We start from the raw sequence: 15,654 nt of genomic DNA, 5'->3' as shown, positions 1-15,654 counted from the left end.
CGCGGTGCCCCGTGGACCGCGGTTTCACCGCTTTGCGGGGTGGGTGGGGCGGGCCGGGCGGCGCGCCCCACCCGGGCATCAGCTCGCGTTCACGTCGACGCAGGCGTAGAACGCGTTCGCGGTGTCGCCGATGTTCCAGATGGCCAGCACCGTCTGCCTGCCGGACGACGGCAGGATAACAAAAATCCAAAATTAGTCGGCCGGTTGCTGGTTGTTGAATTTTAAGGTGTCGATGCGCTGGCCGCCCACGTAGTACTCGTAGTTGGCCGTGCGGTGCCGCGCGGTGAAGACCCAGGTGAACGTGACCGTGCGGCCGGTGTTGCTGACCCGCCAGCCCTTGTTGTTGTCGTTCAGCTCGGCGAACCCGGCGACGCCGCCGTTGCAGCTGCGCAGGCCCTTCGGGCCCTCGACGCTCTGCGGCTCCCACTGGATGGAGCCGCAGGACACCGTCTTGGCGGCGCACTGGGCCTGGCGGCTGGGCGGGGACGAGATGTAGCCGTGGGCGAAAGCGGGTGCCGACGGCAGGGCGACGGACACCAGCGGCGCGGCGAGAACACCTGCCGCCACCGCTGCGATCCTACGGCGGAGTGACATGGGGACTCCTCTGGTCGGATGGGCGGAAACGCTTGTGGCGAACGCCAACCCGATAGCGCGTGGGTGGAGTGCAGGGCGTTCACCCAAACGCGGCGGCCGGTCTAGACCATACTCTGTGTGATTGGCCGGTGACAACTACTGGCTCGACGGGCGGGTTCGGGAAGCCCGCCACATCGTGTGCTCCCGGCTCACCGCCTCCTCCGCGTCCGCGACCTCGCCGGCCCACCCCGCCTCGTCGTCGACCAGCTCCAACCGGCCGCGCACGATCGCCAGCTCGTTGGCCGCGAACGTGTAGGCCCGCGCCAGCGTCGACAGCTGCCGCAGGCTCACCCAGGCCGTGCCGGCCGCGATCACCGCCGCCACCACGCCCGCCAGGTCGAACCGCACCAGGCCCAGCGCCTTGGCCAGCGCCGCGCAGATGCCCGCCACCTCGATGGTCAGCAGGCCGGCCCGCCACCACCCGGCCTGCCGCTCGTTGCGCGCCGCCCGCGCCGCGTACCAGCGCTGCTGGTCGGCGATGCGCGACTCCAGGTAGGCGGCCTTGCGGGTGGCCAGCGGCGCCGCCCGCAGCGCCCGCATCGCCTCGGTCACCACCGGTCGCCCCGAGGGCCGGATGCTCGTCTTCGGCGCGTCCTCCAGCAGCTTGTGCAGCTGCTCGATGAACCGGCGCTCGGTCGCCTGCTCGTCGCCCGCCCTGGCGAACGGCTTGCCGCCCGCGCTGAACTTCCACGCCAGGCTCTTCGCCGACTCCGCCAACGCGCGCCCGTCGTACCAGCGGTCCTCCGGCCGCGCGGACTTCAGGTTCAGCTCGGTGACGGTCACCGCGGCCAGCGCGATCGCCGTGCCGATCGCGGCCACGTCGAACCGGCCGAAGGGCAGCTGGGCCGCCCCGGTCGCCGCGGCCAGCACGGCGAGCAGCAGCCGCAGCCGCACCGCCCGGACGTAGCGCCGCTGGCCGTCCAGCGACGCGCTGTCCGCGGCCTCGAACAGCCCCGGCAGGTCCTCGTCCCGCAAACCCCTCGCGGTCATCCGGCGAACACCCCTTCGACGTGCGCGCGCAGGTCACCCGGGTCGAGGACGGTGGTCAGCGCCGAACCGGCCAGGGCGGCGGCCCGCCCGCCCGCGCCCGCCGCGATCTCGTCGGCCGTGCGCCCGGTGCCGCGCAGCACCACCAGCGGCCGGTCGCGGCGCACGCTGTGCTCGGCGTCCTCCCACGCCACCGCGCCGCCGTTGGCCAGCACGGTCAGCGACGGCGCGGCCCCCGCGACCACCCCGGCCAGGTCCGCCAACCACGGCGCCTCGTCACCCCACCGGCGCCCCGGCACCAGCACCAGGCCCGTGTGGTTCGGCTCCGGCACCGCCGAACCGGCCAGTTCCTCCACGACCACGCCGACCAGCGGGAACCGCCCGCCCGCCGCCGCCCGCGCCCGCCCGGCGGCCCGCATCACGCCGCTGTCCGTGCCGCCGTCCAGCACGACCGCGCCGCACGCGTCCAGCACCGGCACGAGGTCGCGCAGCACCCGCTCCAACCCCGCCACCCGCGACCGGTCCATGAGGTCCGCGCCGCCCACCACCACCAGCACCGGCCGCCCGGACGGCAGGCCGAGCCCGCCCAGTTCCGACCTCGACGAGACCCGCGTCGTCTCCATGATCGACGACCGTACCGGCGCGCGCCCGCCCCGCGAGCCGGTTCCGGAACCCCGGTCCCGCGGGGTGGACCTGTTGGCCGTCATCGGAATATCCGGCTGGCCGCTGCCGGACATGTGCGGGTTCGGGCATCATGGAATCGGGCGGAATCGGGGAGGCGGTCGACATGGCTGTGGAAACACCTGGAGAACTGTCCTCGGACTTGTTGGACCTGACCGCGACGTCGTTGTTCGAGATGAGATCGCTGCACGACCCCGCGCTGGACCTGGCGGTGCGTCGGACGTTGGACCGGTTCCGGTCGGGCGACTTCGGCGATTCCGTCCAGGAACAGGTCAACTTCAGCAGGTAGGCGCGTGAACTCCGTCGGGGCCGGCACGCACCGCTTGCCGCGCTTCGTGTTCGAAGAGGTCTGCGCCGGTGCGGTGTCCGCCGCCGGAATGGCAATTTTGCGGACAACCCAGTACAGCGTTCGCCGGTTGCGCCTGCGCGCTTTCCTGGAAGCCGCTTCCGAGGTCACCGCCAGGCTCGGCCCTTTCGCCGACCTGGACCACGCGTGGACGGTGCTCGCGGAGGCCGAGCAGGTCTCCCCGGAGGTGGTCGAGGACGTCCTCATGCACCACTCCGTGGGCGTGTGGCTGAGCCGGGCGCTGCGCCAGGTGCTGGGCGCCGCGGTGGACGCCACGCCGCTGTGGTCCGAGGCGGGCTGGTTCCACTCCGTGGCGGCCGCCGCGGCTGTCCGGAGTGGACTGACCTGCGCGGTGGAGGTGCCGGTGGTGCACGGTGCGGTGGCGCTGCCGACGGTGGGCGTCCACCGGCTGGCGCAGCGCTTCCCCGTCGGGCACGCCACGCTGCGCAGCTCGCCCGCCGGAACGGTGCTGGAGGCCGCCGGGCGGGTCGCCGCGGTCCACTGGCGGTCGGCCCCGCGGCAGCGGAGCACCTCCCGCGGCAGCACCCTGGAAGTCCTCCTGGACGACCTCGACCCCTACCGGGAGTTCGGGGAACCCGTGCCGCCGGCCCCGCTGGACGCGGTCGAGCGAGCCGAGTGGGGCAAGTTGCTCGGTGAGGCGTGGGACCTGTTGACCGCGCGGCTCCCCGGTCCGGCGGAGGAGTTGTCGGCCGGGTTGTCGGCGGTGGTACCGCTGGAGGCCCGCCGGGAGGTCTTCGCCGCGTCCTCGTCCTCGGCGTTCGGCGCGATCGCCATGTCGCCCAAGCGCTCCGCGGTCGAGTTCGGCGAAGCGCTGGTGCACGAGTTGCAGCACTCCAAGGTCAACGCGCTGCTCGACGTGGTCAAGCTGCACGTCGACGGCGGCGAACCCGTGCACTACGCGCCGTGGCGCGATGACCCGCGACCCCTCGAAGCGCTCTTGCACGGCGTCTACGCCTTCGTCAGCGTCGCCGAGTACTGGGACGCGCAGGGCGACGACCTGCCCGCGCCCCTGGTCCGGCCCGCCGAGTTCCACCGCGCGCACCGGGCCCGGCAGGTCGGGATCGCGGTGGCCGGCCTGCGCGGCGCGGCCGGGTTGACCGACCTGGGGCGCGAGTTCGTCGCGGCGGTGGCCGTGCGGCTGGCCTCGTGCGACTCGACCGCGCGCACGCCCGAGGTCGCCGCGGCGGTCGAGGGCATCACCGGCGAACACGCGATCACCTGGCGGCTGCGGCACGCCCGGCCCGCGGCCGGCGTGGTCGAGGCGGCCGTCGCCGCCTGGCTCGACCGCGGCGAGGCGCCGGCCGACCTCGGCGGGAGCCGCGTGGTCCCCGGCAGGGGCTCCGGCGAATCGCTGCTGGCGGCCCTGCTCAGGTTGCGCGCCCTCGACCCGGCCGAGTACGACCGCGTCACGCGTCGGCGCAGCCCGGAGTTCGCCCACCTGAAGGGTGATCGCCGCACGGCCGTCGACGGGTACGCCGCCAGGCTGCGCGTCGCGCCCCACGACACCGCGGCCTGGGCGGGCCTGGGGCTCGTGCTGGGTTCCGCCGCGCTGCGCCGCGCGCCCGAGGTGGTCCGCGCCACCTACCGCGGCGTGGCCGCGCGCACCGGTTCCGCGCCGGCCCCGCGGGAACTGGTGGCCTGGTTCGACCGGGGTGCCCGCGGGGGCCTCACCGCCGCGTCATGACCACCGCGAGCCGGTGGGCGGACGGCCGATCCACAGCCACGCGTCGCCGCGGTAGTTCCTCGAGGTCACGTGGTGGCGCGTGAACGCGGGGGTGGGCGCGTCCACCGCCAACGAGTACAGCGGATCCGTCACCAGCACGGCCAGGTCGACGTCCGGGTTGTCCTCCATCGCGGCCCGCAGGACGTCGCTGTCGAGCAACCGGCCCAGGGTGGTCGCGGTGGGGCCGGAGAACCCGAGGGCGCCGAGCTTGGCCGGGCCCAGCGCCACCGCCATGCGCAGCCGGAGCCTGTCCGCGTAGACCTCGTTGTCCGCGTGCAGCAGGTCCCTCCAGGTCAGGAGGATCAGGGACAGGGCCCGGGAGACGTCCAAGCCGTCGGCGAGGAAGACCAGCACCCCGTCGCCGGTTCCCCAGTGGTCGACGGCGGCGGTGTCGGGACCGATGCGGCCCACCACGGAACCGGTGAGCCTGAGCACCCGTTCCTGCACCAGGTCGCGGAACCGCTCACGGCGCTCGCTGTAACCGACCACGTCGACGCCGAACCCCACCCGCAAGGGGCCGGACACCCTCTCGACGGCGGCCTGGGGCTCGCCGACGCCGCCCACCCCGTGCGACGCCTGGGGCAACGCGGCGGAGGGGTGCGACTTGCCCGACCGTCGGCGCGGCCGGGCGGGGGGTTCGCCGCGTCCGACGAAGTCGGGGTCGCGCGGCGGCACGTGGCCCCGCACCGGGGGTCGTGCGGCGTCGGGAGCGGTCACGTCGTCTCCTTCGGGCGGTGGGGGCCGGGCTCGGCTGTTCGGGAGCCGCGGCGACGGGATCGGAGCCCGGTGTCCGGGGCGTTCTCCTCGCGCACCGACGAGCCCGTCGGCCGAGCCGGTCGCGTCGGCTCGGCCGCGGGTCCGGTGTCGCGGCTCGATCGGTGGTTCGGTGCTGTGCCCGCGGGGTCGGAGGCCCGGTTCGACCGGGCCCTCCGCCGACCGGGGCTACAGCTGCATCGTGTCGGTGTCGCAGTTCGCCCGGACGTACTGGGTGGCCGCGATGGTGGCCGGGTGCTCCTCGCCGAACACCCGGCGGAAACCGTCGACCGTGCGGGCGTGCCGCAGCGCGGCCTCGCCCTCGTCCCCGAGGCTGCGCAGGTCCAGCGACAGGTTCAGCGCGATCGCGAGCGTCGTCGGGTGCTCCTCGCCGAGCTTCCGCGCCGCGCGGTCCAGGTTCTCCCGGTCCAGGTCCGCCGCCGCGTCGAAGTCGCCCGCCGCCGCCAGGTCGCTGGCCAGGTTGGCGGCCGCCACCAGGCTGTACGGGTGGTCGGCGTCGAACACGGAGACGAGCTTGTCGTACGTCCGGCGGTCCACGTCGAGGGCTTCGGCCACGTCGCCGCGCAGGCGCAGGGTGACGCCCATGTTGATGGCCGCGACCAGGGTGTACGGGTGGTTGGGGCCCCAGCTGCGCTCGAACGCCTCGAAGCTCTCGCGCGCCAGCCGGAGGGAGCCGTCGAGGTCGTCGAGGTGGCGCAGGTCGGTGGACAGGTTCATCATCGCGGTGATGGTGTCGACGTGCTCCTGGCCGTGCCGGCGGCGGTAGTGCTCGACGCACCGCTCGGAGAGCTCCTTGGCCCGCAGGTGCTCGCCGGCCTTCCGCAGCGCCACCGACAGGTTCCGCATCGCGCCCAGCACCTGGGGGTGCTCCTCGCCGACCGCCTGCTGCTGCCGGGTCAGGCGTTCCTCCTGCAACCTGGCGGCTTCCGTGTACCGGCCCAGCTCGCGGAGGTCCATGAAGAGGCTGTTGTACGACGAGAACGTGAGCCGGTGGTTGGCGCCCAGCACCTGGTTCCGCCGACCGAGGGTCATCTCGTCGATCTCGTGGGCCTTCCGGTAGTCGCCCATGAGGCGGAACGAGCTGGCTAGGTTGTTGGCGTAGTTCAGGGTCGTCGGGTCGTCCTCGCCGAGGATCGTGACGGCGCGGTCGTACACCTGCTGCCGCATGTCCAGCTCCGCCGCGAACCGGCCCTGCGCCCGCCGGTCCAGCGCGATGGTGTCCAGCATGTTGAGCATGGCCTCGTGCTCGTCACCGAGGATCTTCCGGAACTCCTCGAAGGTCCGCTCGTTGACCTGCGCGGCCTCGTCGTTCAGGCCGAGGCGGCGCAGGGAGATCCCGTACCGCCGGGTCATCTCCAGCGTGTCGAACTCCCGCTCGCCCAGCGCCTGCCGCCAGTCCTCCGAGGTCTGCTTGGCCAGGTCGTGCGCCCCGCCGAAGTCGCCGACGTTGGTCAGGTAGCGCACCAGGTTCAGCATCAGCTGGCGCACCCAGCGGTCCGAGCACCGCGACGCGTTGGAGGCGAGGGCGTGGGGGAGCAGCTCGGCGTAGCGGGGCCAGTTGTCGGAGTTCTCCGGGTCGCCGGGGTCGCCGTTGACCAGCAGGACGTGCACCGAGTGGCGCATGCGGTCCTGCTCGTCCTTGTCGAGCTGGTTCTTGAGCACCGCCTGGACCAGTCGGTGCAGCTGGAGGGCGTTGGCGCGGTGGTCGATCTTGGCGAGGCTGTAGCGGCTGATCTCGCGGACCGCGCGGCTGAGCCGGATGGGGTCGCGCAGCGCGGCGGCCAGCGCCTCGGGCACGGGCGCCTCGCGCACGCCGCGGAACAGCTGCTGCGAGATCGGGTCCGGCCCGAAGAAGGCGCACACCTGGAGCAGTTGGAGCGCGGCGCGGTGGTCGTTCTTCAGGCGGTTGAGGGGCACGTTCCACGCCGCCGCGACCGGGAGCTGGTCCTCGCCGGTGGTGCCGGTCTCCAGCAGCTCGGTGCGGTTCTGCTCCAGCAGCTCCAGGTACTCCGACACCTGCATCCCGGTCTGGGCGCGCCAGGCGGCGGCCTGCTCCACGGCCAGCGGCAGGTCGCCGAGGGCTTCGGCCAGCGCGTCGGCCTCGGCGTCGTCCAGGTCGCCGCCGCGGCGGTGGAGCAGCTCGACGCTCTCCTCGCGGGTGAACAGGTCCACCTCGACGGGCCGGGCGTAGCCGCCCCACTCGGAGTTGCGGGAGGTGACCACGATGTGGCCGACGCCCGCGGGGAAGTAGCGGCGCACGTCCTGGGGCCGGTCGGCGTTGTCGAACACCAGCAGCCACCGCGCGTAGGGCTCGCCGCGGCGCAGGGACTCCAGCACGGCGGGCACCGCGGTCTCGGCGGAACCCGCGACCGCCACGCCGAGCCGCTTGGCCAGCTCGACGAAGCTCTGCTTGATCTGCTCCTGCCGTTCGGCCGAGATCCACCAGATCACGTCGTACTCGGAGGCGTGGCGGTAGATGTACTCGACGACGGTCTGGGACTTGCCGACGCCGCCCATGCCGTGCAGCGCCTCGGGCAGCACGGCCGTGGGCCCGGTCTCGCCCAACCGCTGCTGGAGCCGGCGGAGCAGCTCGCCCCGGCCGACGAAGTCGGGGTTGCGCAGCGGCACGGGCCCCCACACCTGGGGCTGTGTGGTGCCGGCCCGCCGCTCGCCCGTGAACAGGGGGGTACCGGGAGCGGTCACGTCGTCTCCTTCGGGCGGCGGCGACCCAGCCCCGCGGTCCAGGGGCTGGGCGTCGATGATCTTCAAATCTGGCTCCGGGTCGGTTCGGGTGTGCGGGCTCCCGCCGTCCGGGCCCCGGCCCTGCCGCAGCGACCTGCGGATGCGTTGCGACCTCTTGGCGTAAGGGCCGGACAGGGCCTTGAACACCGCCTCCTGCACGCGCAGGTAGGGCAGGTTCTCGGAGGAGGCATCGAGTTCCCGGGTCTGTTCGGGGTCGTCGAGCGCCAGGCGGAAGACTCGGAGGGCCTCGTTGCGGTCGCCCGCGTACTCGTCCAGCACGCGGGCGACGCGGGCGGTGTCCGCGCGGCGCGAGTGCGCCAGCAACTCCTCCCGGACGCCGGCGTGGAACTCGTACGCGACGGCGTCGCCGTCGCCGTCGGCGCCGGGCAGCCTGGACATCAGGCCGCCGAGCATCACCTCGGCCAGGGTCGAGAGGGTGGAGCCGGGCAGCAGGACGCGCTGCACCAGGCCCATCAGCCGCGGGCTCAGCGGGGTCGCGGCGAGGAGCCCGGCGAGCTGGAAGCCGTCGGTGGAGGCGTGGGTGCGGAACCGCAGCACGCTCTCGGCGGCGCCGAGCGGTTCGTCGGGCTCGGGCTCGGGCGCGGGTCCGGTGCGCGGGCCGACGAGGGCGGCGGTGGTCTCGACCCACTCCGAGCCGGGCGCGGTGAGCAGGCGCGCCCAGCCGGACATCCACTCCGCCGAGAGGCCCAGCACCGGCACGGGCGTGGCGTCGGTGCGCGCGCCGGCGATGCGCAGCCGGGCGTTGGGCGCGCCCGGGGCCGGTGCGGACAGCCTCAGCCGGCGGGTGGGCAGGCCGCCCCAGGACCACAGTCGTTGCGCGAGGGTCTGCACCACGGCGACGGGCATGCGGCAGCCCCAGTGGTGCAGGACGTGGCCCGCCGCGCCGGCGTGCCACGCCCGGCCGACGGTGTCGGTGAGCACCACGACGATCCGCGTCCCGGCCGGTTCGACCAGGTACTGCCACGGGTGCTCCGCGCCGCCCTCCGAGCGCAGCGTCACGTCCCGCGGGTCGGACCGGGAGCTGTCCAGGACGTAGGTCCGCACGTCGCGGAACGCGCCCTGGCGCTCCAGCAGCCGCCGGAACTCGCGGACGGTCTGCTGCCAGAGCTCCGCGGCCACGGTCGTGTCGACCACCAGGGCCATGTCGAAGCGCCGCCACGGCGCGGCGCGCCACTCGGGCAGCCACAGGCCGTCGCGGGCCGCGCGCACCGCGGTGGCCTCCTCGTCCAGCAGGCGCGCGCGGGGCGAGGGCTGCCTGCGCCCCAGCGGTCGCAGGGCGCGGCTGATCCGGCGGCGTTCGGGCAGGGCGGGCACGGTGGGCCAGGCCGAGACCGCGCCGACCGACCCGTTCGCGTCCGGTCCGCGGTGGGCGCGGGCCACCGTGGTCGGGGTCGGGGTCCAGCCCCGGGTGTCCGCCGGCTCGGGCGGGGGGTGGTCGACCCCGGGTTCCGAGGGCTCCGCGGGTTCCCCGGGCCCCTCGGGCTCCTCGGGCTCTTCCGGGGGCGGCGGGTCGCGGTGGTCGGTCCCCGGCGGCGGTCCGGGCTCCGGGGGCGCGGCCGGCGGGTCGGCCGGGCGCAGGGCGCCCGCGAGCCACAGCGAATCGCGGACCTCGCGCAGCGTCAGGTCCGCGGTGCGCAGTCGCCGCACGCGCTGCTCGGCCGCGTCGAGGTGCTGGAGGAGCACCTCGACCAAGGCGGGGTCGCCCGGTCGCGTCATCCAGCCTCCGTGAGCGGGTGCCAGATGGCCTTGAGCAGCTCGGCCCAGTCCTCGTCGGGCTGGTAGGCGCCCGAGGTGGCCAGGTGCACGGCGTTGAGCAGCTGGTCGGCGGACACGGTGCCGACCTGGTCCCGGTGGGCGAGGAAGTCGGAGATCAGGCGGGCCAGGTCCACGCCGTGGGTGTCGCGGAAGTGCACGGCGACCATCTCGCCGAGCTGCTCGCGACCGGGCTGGGCGACGTGCAGGCGCAGGCAGCGGCGCAGGAAGGCGGGCGGGAACTCGCGCTCGCCGTTGCTGGTGATGATCACGATCGGGAACTCGCGGCAGCGCACGGTGCCGTGGCCGATGGCGGCGGTGTGGCCGCGGTCGGCGGTCAGCACCCGCACCTCGGGCTGGTGCTTGGCGTAGCGGACCAGCTCCGGGATCTCGTACTCGCCTTCCTCGAAGACATTGAGCAGGTCGTTGGGGAGGTCGATGTCGCCCTTGTCGAGTTCGTCGATGAGCAGGACCCGGGGCAGGTCGTAGGGGAGCAGGGCGGTGCCCAGCGGGCCGAGGTGGACGTAGTCGCCGATCCCGGACTCCGGGTCGCCCGCGCCCACGGCCTGCACGCGCGCGATGGCGTCGTAGAGGTACAGGCCCTCCTTGAGGGTGGCGCGGCTGGTGATCGGCCAGCGCAGCACCGGGCCCAGCCCCAGCTCGCGGGCGACCAGGTACGCCAGGGACGACTTGCCCGTGCCGGGCGCGCCGGTGACCAGCAGGGGGCGGCGCAGCCGGATGGCCGCGTTGACCATCGCCACCTCGTCCGGGTTCGGGGTGCGGCGGATCGAGCGCACCCCGCCCACCCGGCGGTCGCCCTCGCCGCCGTCGTCGTCGGGTCTGGTCGCGTCGCCCCGACCGGTGAACGTCCGCCAGGGCGGGGGTGGTGGCAGGTCGTCGATCGGACCCCGTGCCACTTCACCGGTGCCGTGGTAGACGTGACCACCGTTCATGCGACCGCAACCCCGCTCTCCGCCGGAGGCCCCGGTTGACCGGGCACGACGAGCCGCGTGGGGTCGTCGTACAGGACCGTGAGAGCCTCTCCGACGTGACGCCGCGCGGGGCCTTCCGCGAACGCCGTGGTCCGCGCGAGGCGAACGCGTTCGAGCAGGTGGTTCTCGTCCTCGTCGTGCAGGAGCGCCTCGACCAGGTCGCCGAACTCGGGCGAGGAGCAGTCGTGGCGGTGCCACAGGATCAGCGGGACGCCGGCCTTCACCCCGGCGGCCACCGCGTCCTGCCCCACGGACTCGGGCCGGGGCGGCGCGGACAGCACCATCGACACCAGCTCCCGCTCCCGGCTGAACAGCGACAGCAGCTCGCGCAACCCGTCGCCGCCCGTGGCGCCGCGGCACGCCGAGCCGCGCGCGATCCGCCGCGCCTGCTCCAGCTGGCGGGCCAGCCGCTCCCACCGCTCGTGCCACTCGCGGTGGTAGCGCCGGGTGGTCATGCGCTCCAGGCTGCGCACGACCACCGGGTACTTGCAGCCGATCGGCTGGACCAGGTGGGGGTCGTTCTCCCACGGCCACTGGTCCACGTCGAGGTTCAGGTTCTCGTAGTCGAGCACGAACTCGACCCGGATGTCCGGCCGGTACCGGCCCCAGTCGTCCTCGACCTGCTCGACCAGCACCGCGACCTGCCGCTTGACCTGCGCCAGCGGGCCGGTGACGTCGCGGCCGGGCAGCGGCGCCCACTGCTGCGGGTTGCCGAGCTGCCGCCACGACGAGAGCCGGTAGCGGTCCCCGGTCGGGCCCTCCGAGCTGATCCGCACCACCAGGTAGGCGGGCGAGCCCGGCGGCGGGGTCAGCGCCTCGGCCCGCTCCGAGCGCAGCCCCTCGCGCACGGCGACCAGCTCGTCGGCCAGGCCGATCGCGTGGGCCTGGGCGTAGGTCCAGCGCTGGAGCTCGATCGACAGCTCGGTGCGGACCCTGGTGGCCAGGTGCTCCAGGAACACGAGGGGGCGCGGCAGCCCGTCCGAGCCGGCGTTGAGGGTCTCCAGCACCCGGAAGACCTCGATGCAGCTCATCGGGCCGTAGAGGTTGGGCGCGGAAGGGCCGGCGACCACCCGGTACAGGTCGGGCACGTCGGGGTCGGTGACGCCGGCCAGCAGGCGGAACAGCGCCGCGCGCTCCGAGGTCGGGAACAGGTCCAGCGGGGTCAGCTCGGCCACGAACCGGCGCAATTCGGCCATGGCCCGCGAATCCTGTTCGAAGCGACTTACTATGCGAACGAGGGCCGATAGGCGTTCCGGGCTCCGCAGGCACACCTCGGCGAGGCTGAACAGGTGACCGACGGTGTTGGCGTGTTCGTCCACCACCAGGGTTTCCCGCAATTCTGCGGACATCATCCGGATCACCAGGTTGCGCCCCGCGCGATCGGCCAGCGCGGGCACGCGGTTCAGCACGTCGACAAGAGGTATCAGCAACCTCCTGCCGTCGCCATCGTCCGCATGGACCATCGGAGGTACCCCGTTCGTGCAGTGAGCGCCCAGAGTCCAACCTCCTCCTGAATCCTGAATCGCGCGAGCTTCGTTACCGATTCATGGCCACTGCGTTCAGTCGAAAGTGTCAGTAGTCCTGCAATAGCGACGTAAGTAGTACCATTGATGTGGAATCCTCGCTTTCCAGGACCCTCAATGCGCGGAGCAGCGCGTTCAGCCCGTCGCGGTGCTCCAGGCAGCGGTGGAGCAGGGCGCCCACGTGCAGTGCCGCGTTCGGGTGGTGTTCCACGCCGTTCGCCAGGCCCGGCGGCAGCAGGTCCAGCACCAGCCGCCGCCCGTCCGCGTCGCGCAGCGACGGCACCGCCATCAGCGCGTGGAACAGGGCGTCGACGTCCGGCACGCGGTCGGCCAGCAGCCACACCGGCTCGTCCAGCCCGGGTACCCGCACCACGCGGTGGTCACCGGACCGGGCGACGGGGTGGGAGCGCAGGCAGCGCTCGGTGACCGCGATGACGGCCGGTCGCCCGCCGCGCCACGCGTCGGAGGCGAGCACGGCCAGCGCGGTGGGCACGTCGTGGGCCAGCGCCACGCGCAGCCGCAGGTCCACGCCGGCGTCCCGGGCGTACCGGCGCACGGCGTCGGCCAGCCGCACCGGCAGGCGGTCGACGGGCAGGTGGGGCGGCGGCACCAGGAGCGCGGCGGGGTGGTCCGAGGCCCACGCCGGCCCGTCCAGGACGGCGCGCAGCAGCCCGAGGCCGGCCTCCCGCAGCCCGGCCGGTGCCGTGCCCACGGCGGCGACCACCACGCCCCGAGCATGGGGGCGTGGTGGCACGCGGTCAACGCGGTCCTAGAACTCCAGCCCGGTCAGCACCAGCACGCGCTGCTCGGTCAGGTCCTCCATCGCCGCGCGCACGCCCTCCCGGCCGCTGCCCGACTCCTTGACGCCCCCGTAGGGCATCTGGTCGGCGCGGAAGCTGGGCACGTCGCCGACGATCACCCCGCCCACCGCCAGGCGGGCCGAGGCCCGGAACGCCAGGCGCACGTCGTGGGTGAACACCCCGGCCTGCAACCCGAAGCGCGAGGCGTTGACCCGGTCGAACGCCTCCTCGGTCGAGTCCACGGCCTCCAGCACCACCACGGGCCCGAAGACCTCCTCGTCCACGACCCGGCACCCCGGCGGCACGTCGGCCAGCACCGTGGGCTCGAACGCGGTCCCGTCGCGGCGGCCGCCGGTTAGCACCCTCGCCCCGGCCGCCACCGCCTCGTCCACCCACTCCTGGACCCGGCGCGCGGCGGCCTCGTTGATGAGCGGCCCCACGTCGGTGGCCGGGTCGGCGGGGTCGCCGACGCCGAGCTTGCGCACGTGCGCCACCACGGCCTGCTCCAACGCCGGGTAGACCTCCCGGTGGGCGTACACGCGCTGCACCGAGATGCACGACTGCCCGCCCTGGTACATGGCGAACGTGGCGATCCGCGAGGCGGCGAAGTCCAGGTCGGTCCAGTCCGGGCACACCACCGCCGCCGCGTTGCCGCCCAGCTCCAGCACCACGTGCTTGCGCGGCACCCGTTCCTGGATCGAGTAGCCCACCGGACCCGAACCGGTGAACGACACCACCGGCAGCCGGGGGTCCTCGGCCAGCGCCCCCGCGGCCTCGTTGGGCACCGGCAGGACCGACCACGACCCGGCCGGCAGGTCGGTCCCGGCCAGCAGCTCGCCGAGCAGCAGCGCCACCAGCGGCGTCGCGGGCGCGGGCTTGACCACGATCGGCGCGCCGACCGCCAGCGCCGGCGCGACCTTGTGCGCCACCAGGTTGAGCGGGAAGTTGAACGGCGCGATGCCCAGCACCGGGCCGCGCGGCACCCGTCGCACCAGCGCCAACCTGCCCGCGGCCGCCGGGTCGGTGTCCAGCCGCTGCAGCTCGCCCGAGAACCGCCGCGCCTCCTCGGCCGCCCACCGGAACACCGACACCGCCCGCGAGACCTCGACCCGAGCCCACTTCGCCGGCTTGCCCGACTCGGCGGTGATCAGCGCCGCGACCTCGTCGGCCCGTTCGGCCAGCCGGCGCGACACGTGGTCCAGCGCCGCCGCGCGGGCGTGCGCGGGCAGCACGGCGAACTCGCCGGCCACCGCGTGCGCGGCCGCCACCGCCCGTTCCACGTCCTCCGCCGAGGCGTTCGACGTCACCCCCGCCACCCCGCCGTCGTGCGGGGTGCGGACCTCCACCAGGTCCTCGCTCGTCGCGGGCTGCCCCGCGACCCAGTACGGCACGGTCACTCCACGGCTCCTTCCAGCACGTCCAGGCCCTCGGCCAACAGCTCGTCCGGGATGGTCAGCGGCGGCAGCAGGCGGATCACGTTCCCCCGCGTGCCGCAGGTCAGCACCACCACGCCGGCCGCGTGGCAGCGCGCCGCGACCCGACCCGCCACCTCGGCCGACGCCAGCTCGACGGCCAGCATCGCGCCCCGGCCGCGGGCCTGCGCCACGCCCGGCAGCGCGGCCAGGCGGGGCAGCGCGACGGCCTCGATGCGCCGGGCGGCGGCGTTGAGGTCCAGCTCGCGCATGGTGTCGATGGCGCCCAGCGCGGCGGCGCAGGCGATCGGGTTGCCGCCGTAGGTGCCGCCCAACCCGCCCGCGTGCACGGCGTCCATGACCTCGGCGCGCCCGGTGACGGCCGACAGGGGGAGGCCGCCCGCGATGCCCTTCGCCGTGGCCACCAGGTCCGGCACCACGCCCTCGTGCTCGCACGCGAACCACGACCCGGTCCGGCAGAACCCGGTCTGGATCTCGTCGGCGACCAGCAGCACCCCGTGCGCCCGGCACCACGCCGCCAGCTCCGGCAGGAACCCCGGCGCGGGCACGACGAACCCGCCCTCGCCCTGGATCGGCTCGACCACCACGCACGCCACCTCGTCCGGCCGTTCGACCGCCGCCACCGCGCGCCGCGCCGCCTCCGCCCCGTCCAGCCCGTCGTGCAGCGGGTAGGAGCCGGGCACCCGCCGCACCGCCGGCGCGAACGGCCCGAAGCCGTGCTTGTAGGGCATCTCCTTGGCGGTCAACGCCATCGTCAGGTTGGTGCGGCCGTGGTAGGCGTGGTCGAACACCACCACCCCGGGCCGGCCGGTGGCGTACCGCGCGACCTTCACGGCGTTCTCCACCGCCTCCGCGCCGGAGTTCAGCAGCACCGAGCGCTTGTCGTGCGAGCCCGGCGTCAACTCCGCCAACCGCTCGCACACCTCCACGTACCCCTCGTACGGGGTGACCATGAAACACGTGTGGGTGAACCGGTCCACCTGGTCGTGCACCGCCGCCGCCACCCGCGGCGCGGGGTTGCCCACCCCGGTCACCGCGATGCCCGAAGCCAGGTCGATCAACCGGTTGCCGTCCACGTCCACCAGCAGGCCGGGCTCGGCGTGGTCGACGAACACCGGCAGCGTCGAACCCACGCCCGCCGCCACGGCGGCCTTGCGGCGCTCGCCCCACTCTCGCGAGCGGGGGCCGGGGATCTCGGTGCGCAGTCGTGCCATGGCTCCAGGATC

11 protein-coding genes and 1 pseudogene are annotated in these 15,654 nt (G+C 74.2%); 2 read left to right on the top strand and 10 right to left on the bottom strand.

Going from position 1 to position 15,654, the window contains the following annotated elements; translation table 11 throughout:
- Positions 1-78 precede the first annotated feature (78 nt).
- From ACFV4N_RS12295 to ACFV4N_RS12285, 3 genes and pseudogenes are all read right to left on the bottom strand, one after another.
- Positions 79-594: pseudogene (locus tag ACFV4N_RS12295) on the bottom strand (lytic polysaccharide monooxygenase auxiliary activity family 9 protein).
- Positions 595-729: 135 nt separating this feature from the next.
- Positions 730-1,623: a DUF4231 domain-containing protein gene (locus ACFV4N_RS12290; protein WP_499672566.1), complete on the bottom strand. Its 894-nt coding sequence runs from the start codon at positions 1,621-1,623 to the stop codon at positions 730-732.
- Complete coding sequence (locus ACFV4N_RS12285; RefSeq protein WP_499672565.1) at positions 1,620-2,243, bottom strand: hypothetical protein; 624 nt, start codon at positions 2,241-2,243, stop codon at positions 1,620-1,622. The genes ACFV4N_RS12290 and ACFV4N_RS12285 overlap by 4 nt, the downstream gene beginning before the upstream one ends.
- Positions 2,244-2,407: 164 nt before the next feature.
- Between ACFV4N_RS12285 and ACFV4N_RS12280 the strand changes: the two genes are divergently transcribed.
- Complete coding sequence (locus tag ACFV4N_RS12280; RefSeq protein WP_499672564.1) at positions 2,408-2,590, top strand: hypothetical protein; 183 nt, start codon at positions 2,408-2,410, stop codon at positions 2,588-2,590.
- Positions 2,591-2,717: 127 nt separating this feature from the next.
- Positions 2,718-4,352 (top strand): aKG-HExxH-type peptide beta-hydroxylase, encoded by a 1,635-nt coding sequence (locus ACFV4N_RS12275; RefSeq protein ID WP_499672563.1) that lies wholly within the window; start codon positions 2,718-2,720, stop codon positions 4,350-4,352.
- Here ACFV4N_RS12275 and ACFV4N_RS12270 read toward each other — a convergent pair.
- From ACFV4N_RS12270 to gabT, 7 genes are all read right to left on the bottom strand, one after another.
- Positions 4,347-5,108 carry a hypothetical protein gene (locus tag ACFV4N_RS12270; RefSeq protein ID WP_499672562.1) on the bottom strand — a complete coding sequence of 254 codons (762 nt, stop codon included), beginning with the start codon at positions 5,106-5,108 and terminating at the stop codon, positions 4,347-4,349. The genes ACFV4N_RS12275 and ACFV4N_RS12270 overlap by 6 nt on opposite strands.
- Before the next feature lie 225 nt (positions 5,109-5,333).
- The gene (fxsT, locus tag ACFV4N_RS12265) at positions 5,334-9,644 is read right to left on the bottom strand and encodes an FxSxx-COOH system tetratricopeptide repeat protein (RefSeq protein ID WP_499672561.1); all 4,311 of its coding nucleotides are present in this window, start codon (positions 9,642-9,644) and stop codon (positions 5,334-5,336) included.
- Positions 9,641-10,633 (bottom strand): AAA family ATPase, encoded by a 993-nt coding sequence (locus ACFV4N_RS12260; protein WP_499672560.1) that lies wholly within the window; start codon positions 10,631-10,633, stop codon positions 9,641-9,643. Before ACFV4N_RS12260 ends, fxsT begins: the two co-directional genes overlap by 4 nt.
- Entirely contained in the window at positions 10,630-12,081 is a 1,452-nt protein-coding gene (locus tag ACFV4N_RS12255; RefSeq protein ID WP_499672559.1) for a VMAP-C domain-containing protein, read from the bottom strand. Before ACFV4N_RS12255 ends, ACFV4N_RS12260 begins: the two co-directional genes overlap by 4 nt.
- A 163-nt stretch (positions 12,082-12,244) precedes the next feature.
- Entirely contained in the window at positions 12,245-12,922 is a 678-nt protein-coding gene (locus tag ACFV4N_RS12250) for an effector-associated domain 2-containing protein (protein WP_499672558.1), read from the bottom strand.
- Between the two features lie 42 nt (positions 12,923-12,964).
- A complete protein-coding gene (locus ACFV4N_RS12245) occupies positions 12,965-14,392 on the bottom strand; it encodes an aldehyde dehydrogenase family protein (protein WP_499672557.1) in 1,428 nt (475 codons plus the stop codon).
- Positions 14,389-15,642 (bottom strand): 4-aminobutyrate--2-oxoglutarate transaminase, encoded by a 1,254-nt coding sequence (gene gabT / locus ACFV4N_RS12240; protein ID WP_499672556.1) that lies wholly within the window; start codon positions 15,640-15,642, stop codon positions 14,389-14,391. The genes ACFV4N_RS12245 and gabT overlap by 4 nt, the downstream gene beginning before the upstream one ends.
- Positions 15,643-15,654: the final 12 nt, after the last annotated feature.

The sequence above is a fragment of the Actinosynnema sp. NPDC059797 genome (assembly GCF_042732085.1).
Classification (GTDB): domain Bacteria; phylum Actinomycetota; class Actinomycetes; order Mycobacteriales; family Pseudonocardiaceae; genus Actinosynnema.
Note: the sequence above shows the minus strand (reverse complement) of the source record. Positions and strands in the feature narration are given on the sequence as shown.

Bases quoted from the DNA above. Each gene is read 5' to 3' on its own strand.
- gabT (WP_499672556.1), bottom strand. From the start codon at position 15,642: ATGGCACGACTGCGCACCGAGATCCCCGGCCCCCGCTCGCGAGAGTGG.
- fxsT (WP_499672561.1), bottom strand. From the start codon at position 9,644: ATGACGCGACCGGGCGACCCCGCCTTGGTCGAGGTGCTCCTCCAGCAC.
- ACFV4N_RS12260 (WP_499672560.1), bottom strand. From the start codon at position 10,633: ATGAACGGTGGTCACGTCTACCACGGCACCGGTGAAGTGGCACGGGGT.
- ACFV4N_RS12290 (WP_499672566.1), bottom strand. From the start codon at position 1,623: ATGACCGCGAGGGGTTTGCGGGACGAGGACCTGCCGGGGCTGTTCGAG.
- ACFV4N_RS12280 (WP_499672564.1), top strand. From the start codon at position 2,408: ATGGCTGTGGAAACACCTGGAGAACTGTCCTCGGACTTGTTGGACCTG.
- ACFV4N_RS12285 (WP_499672565.1), bottom strand. From the start codon at position 2,243: ATGGAGACGACGCGGGTCTCGTCGAGGTCGGAACTGGGCGGGCTCGGC.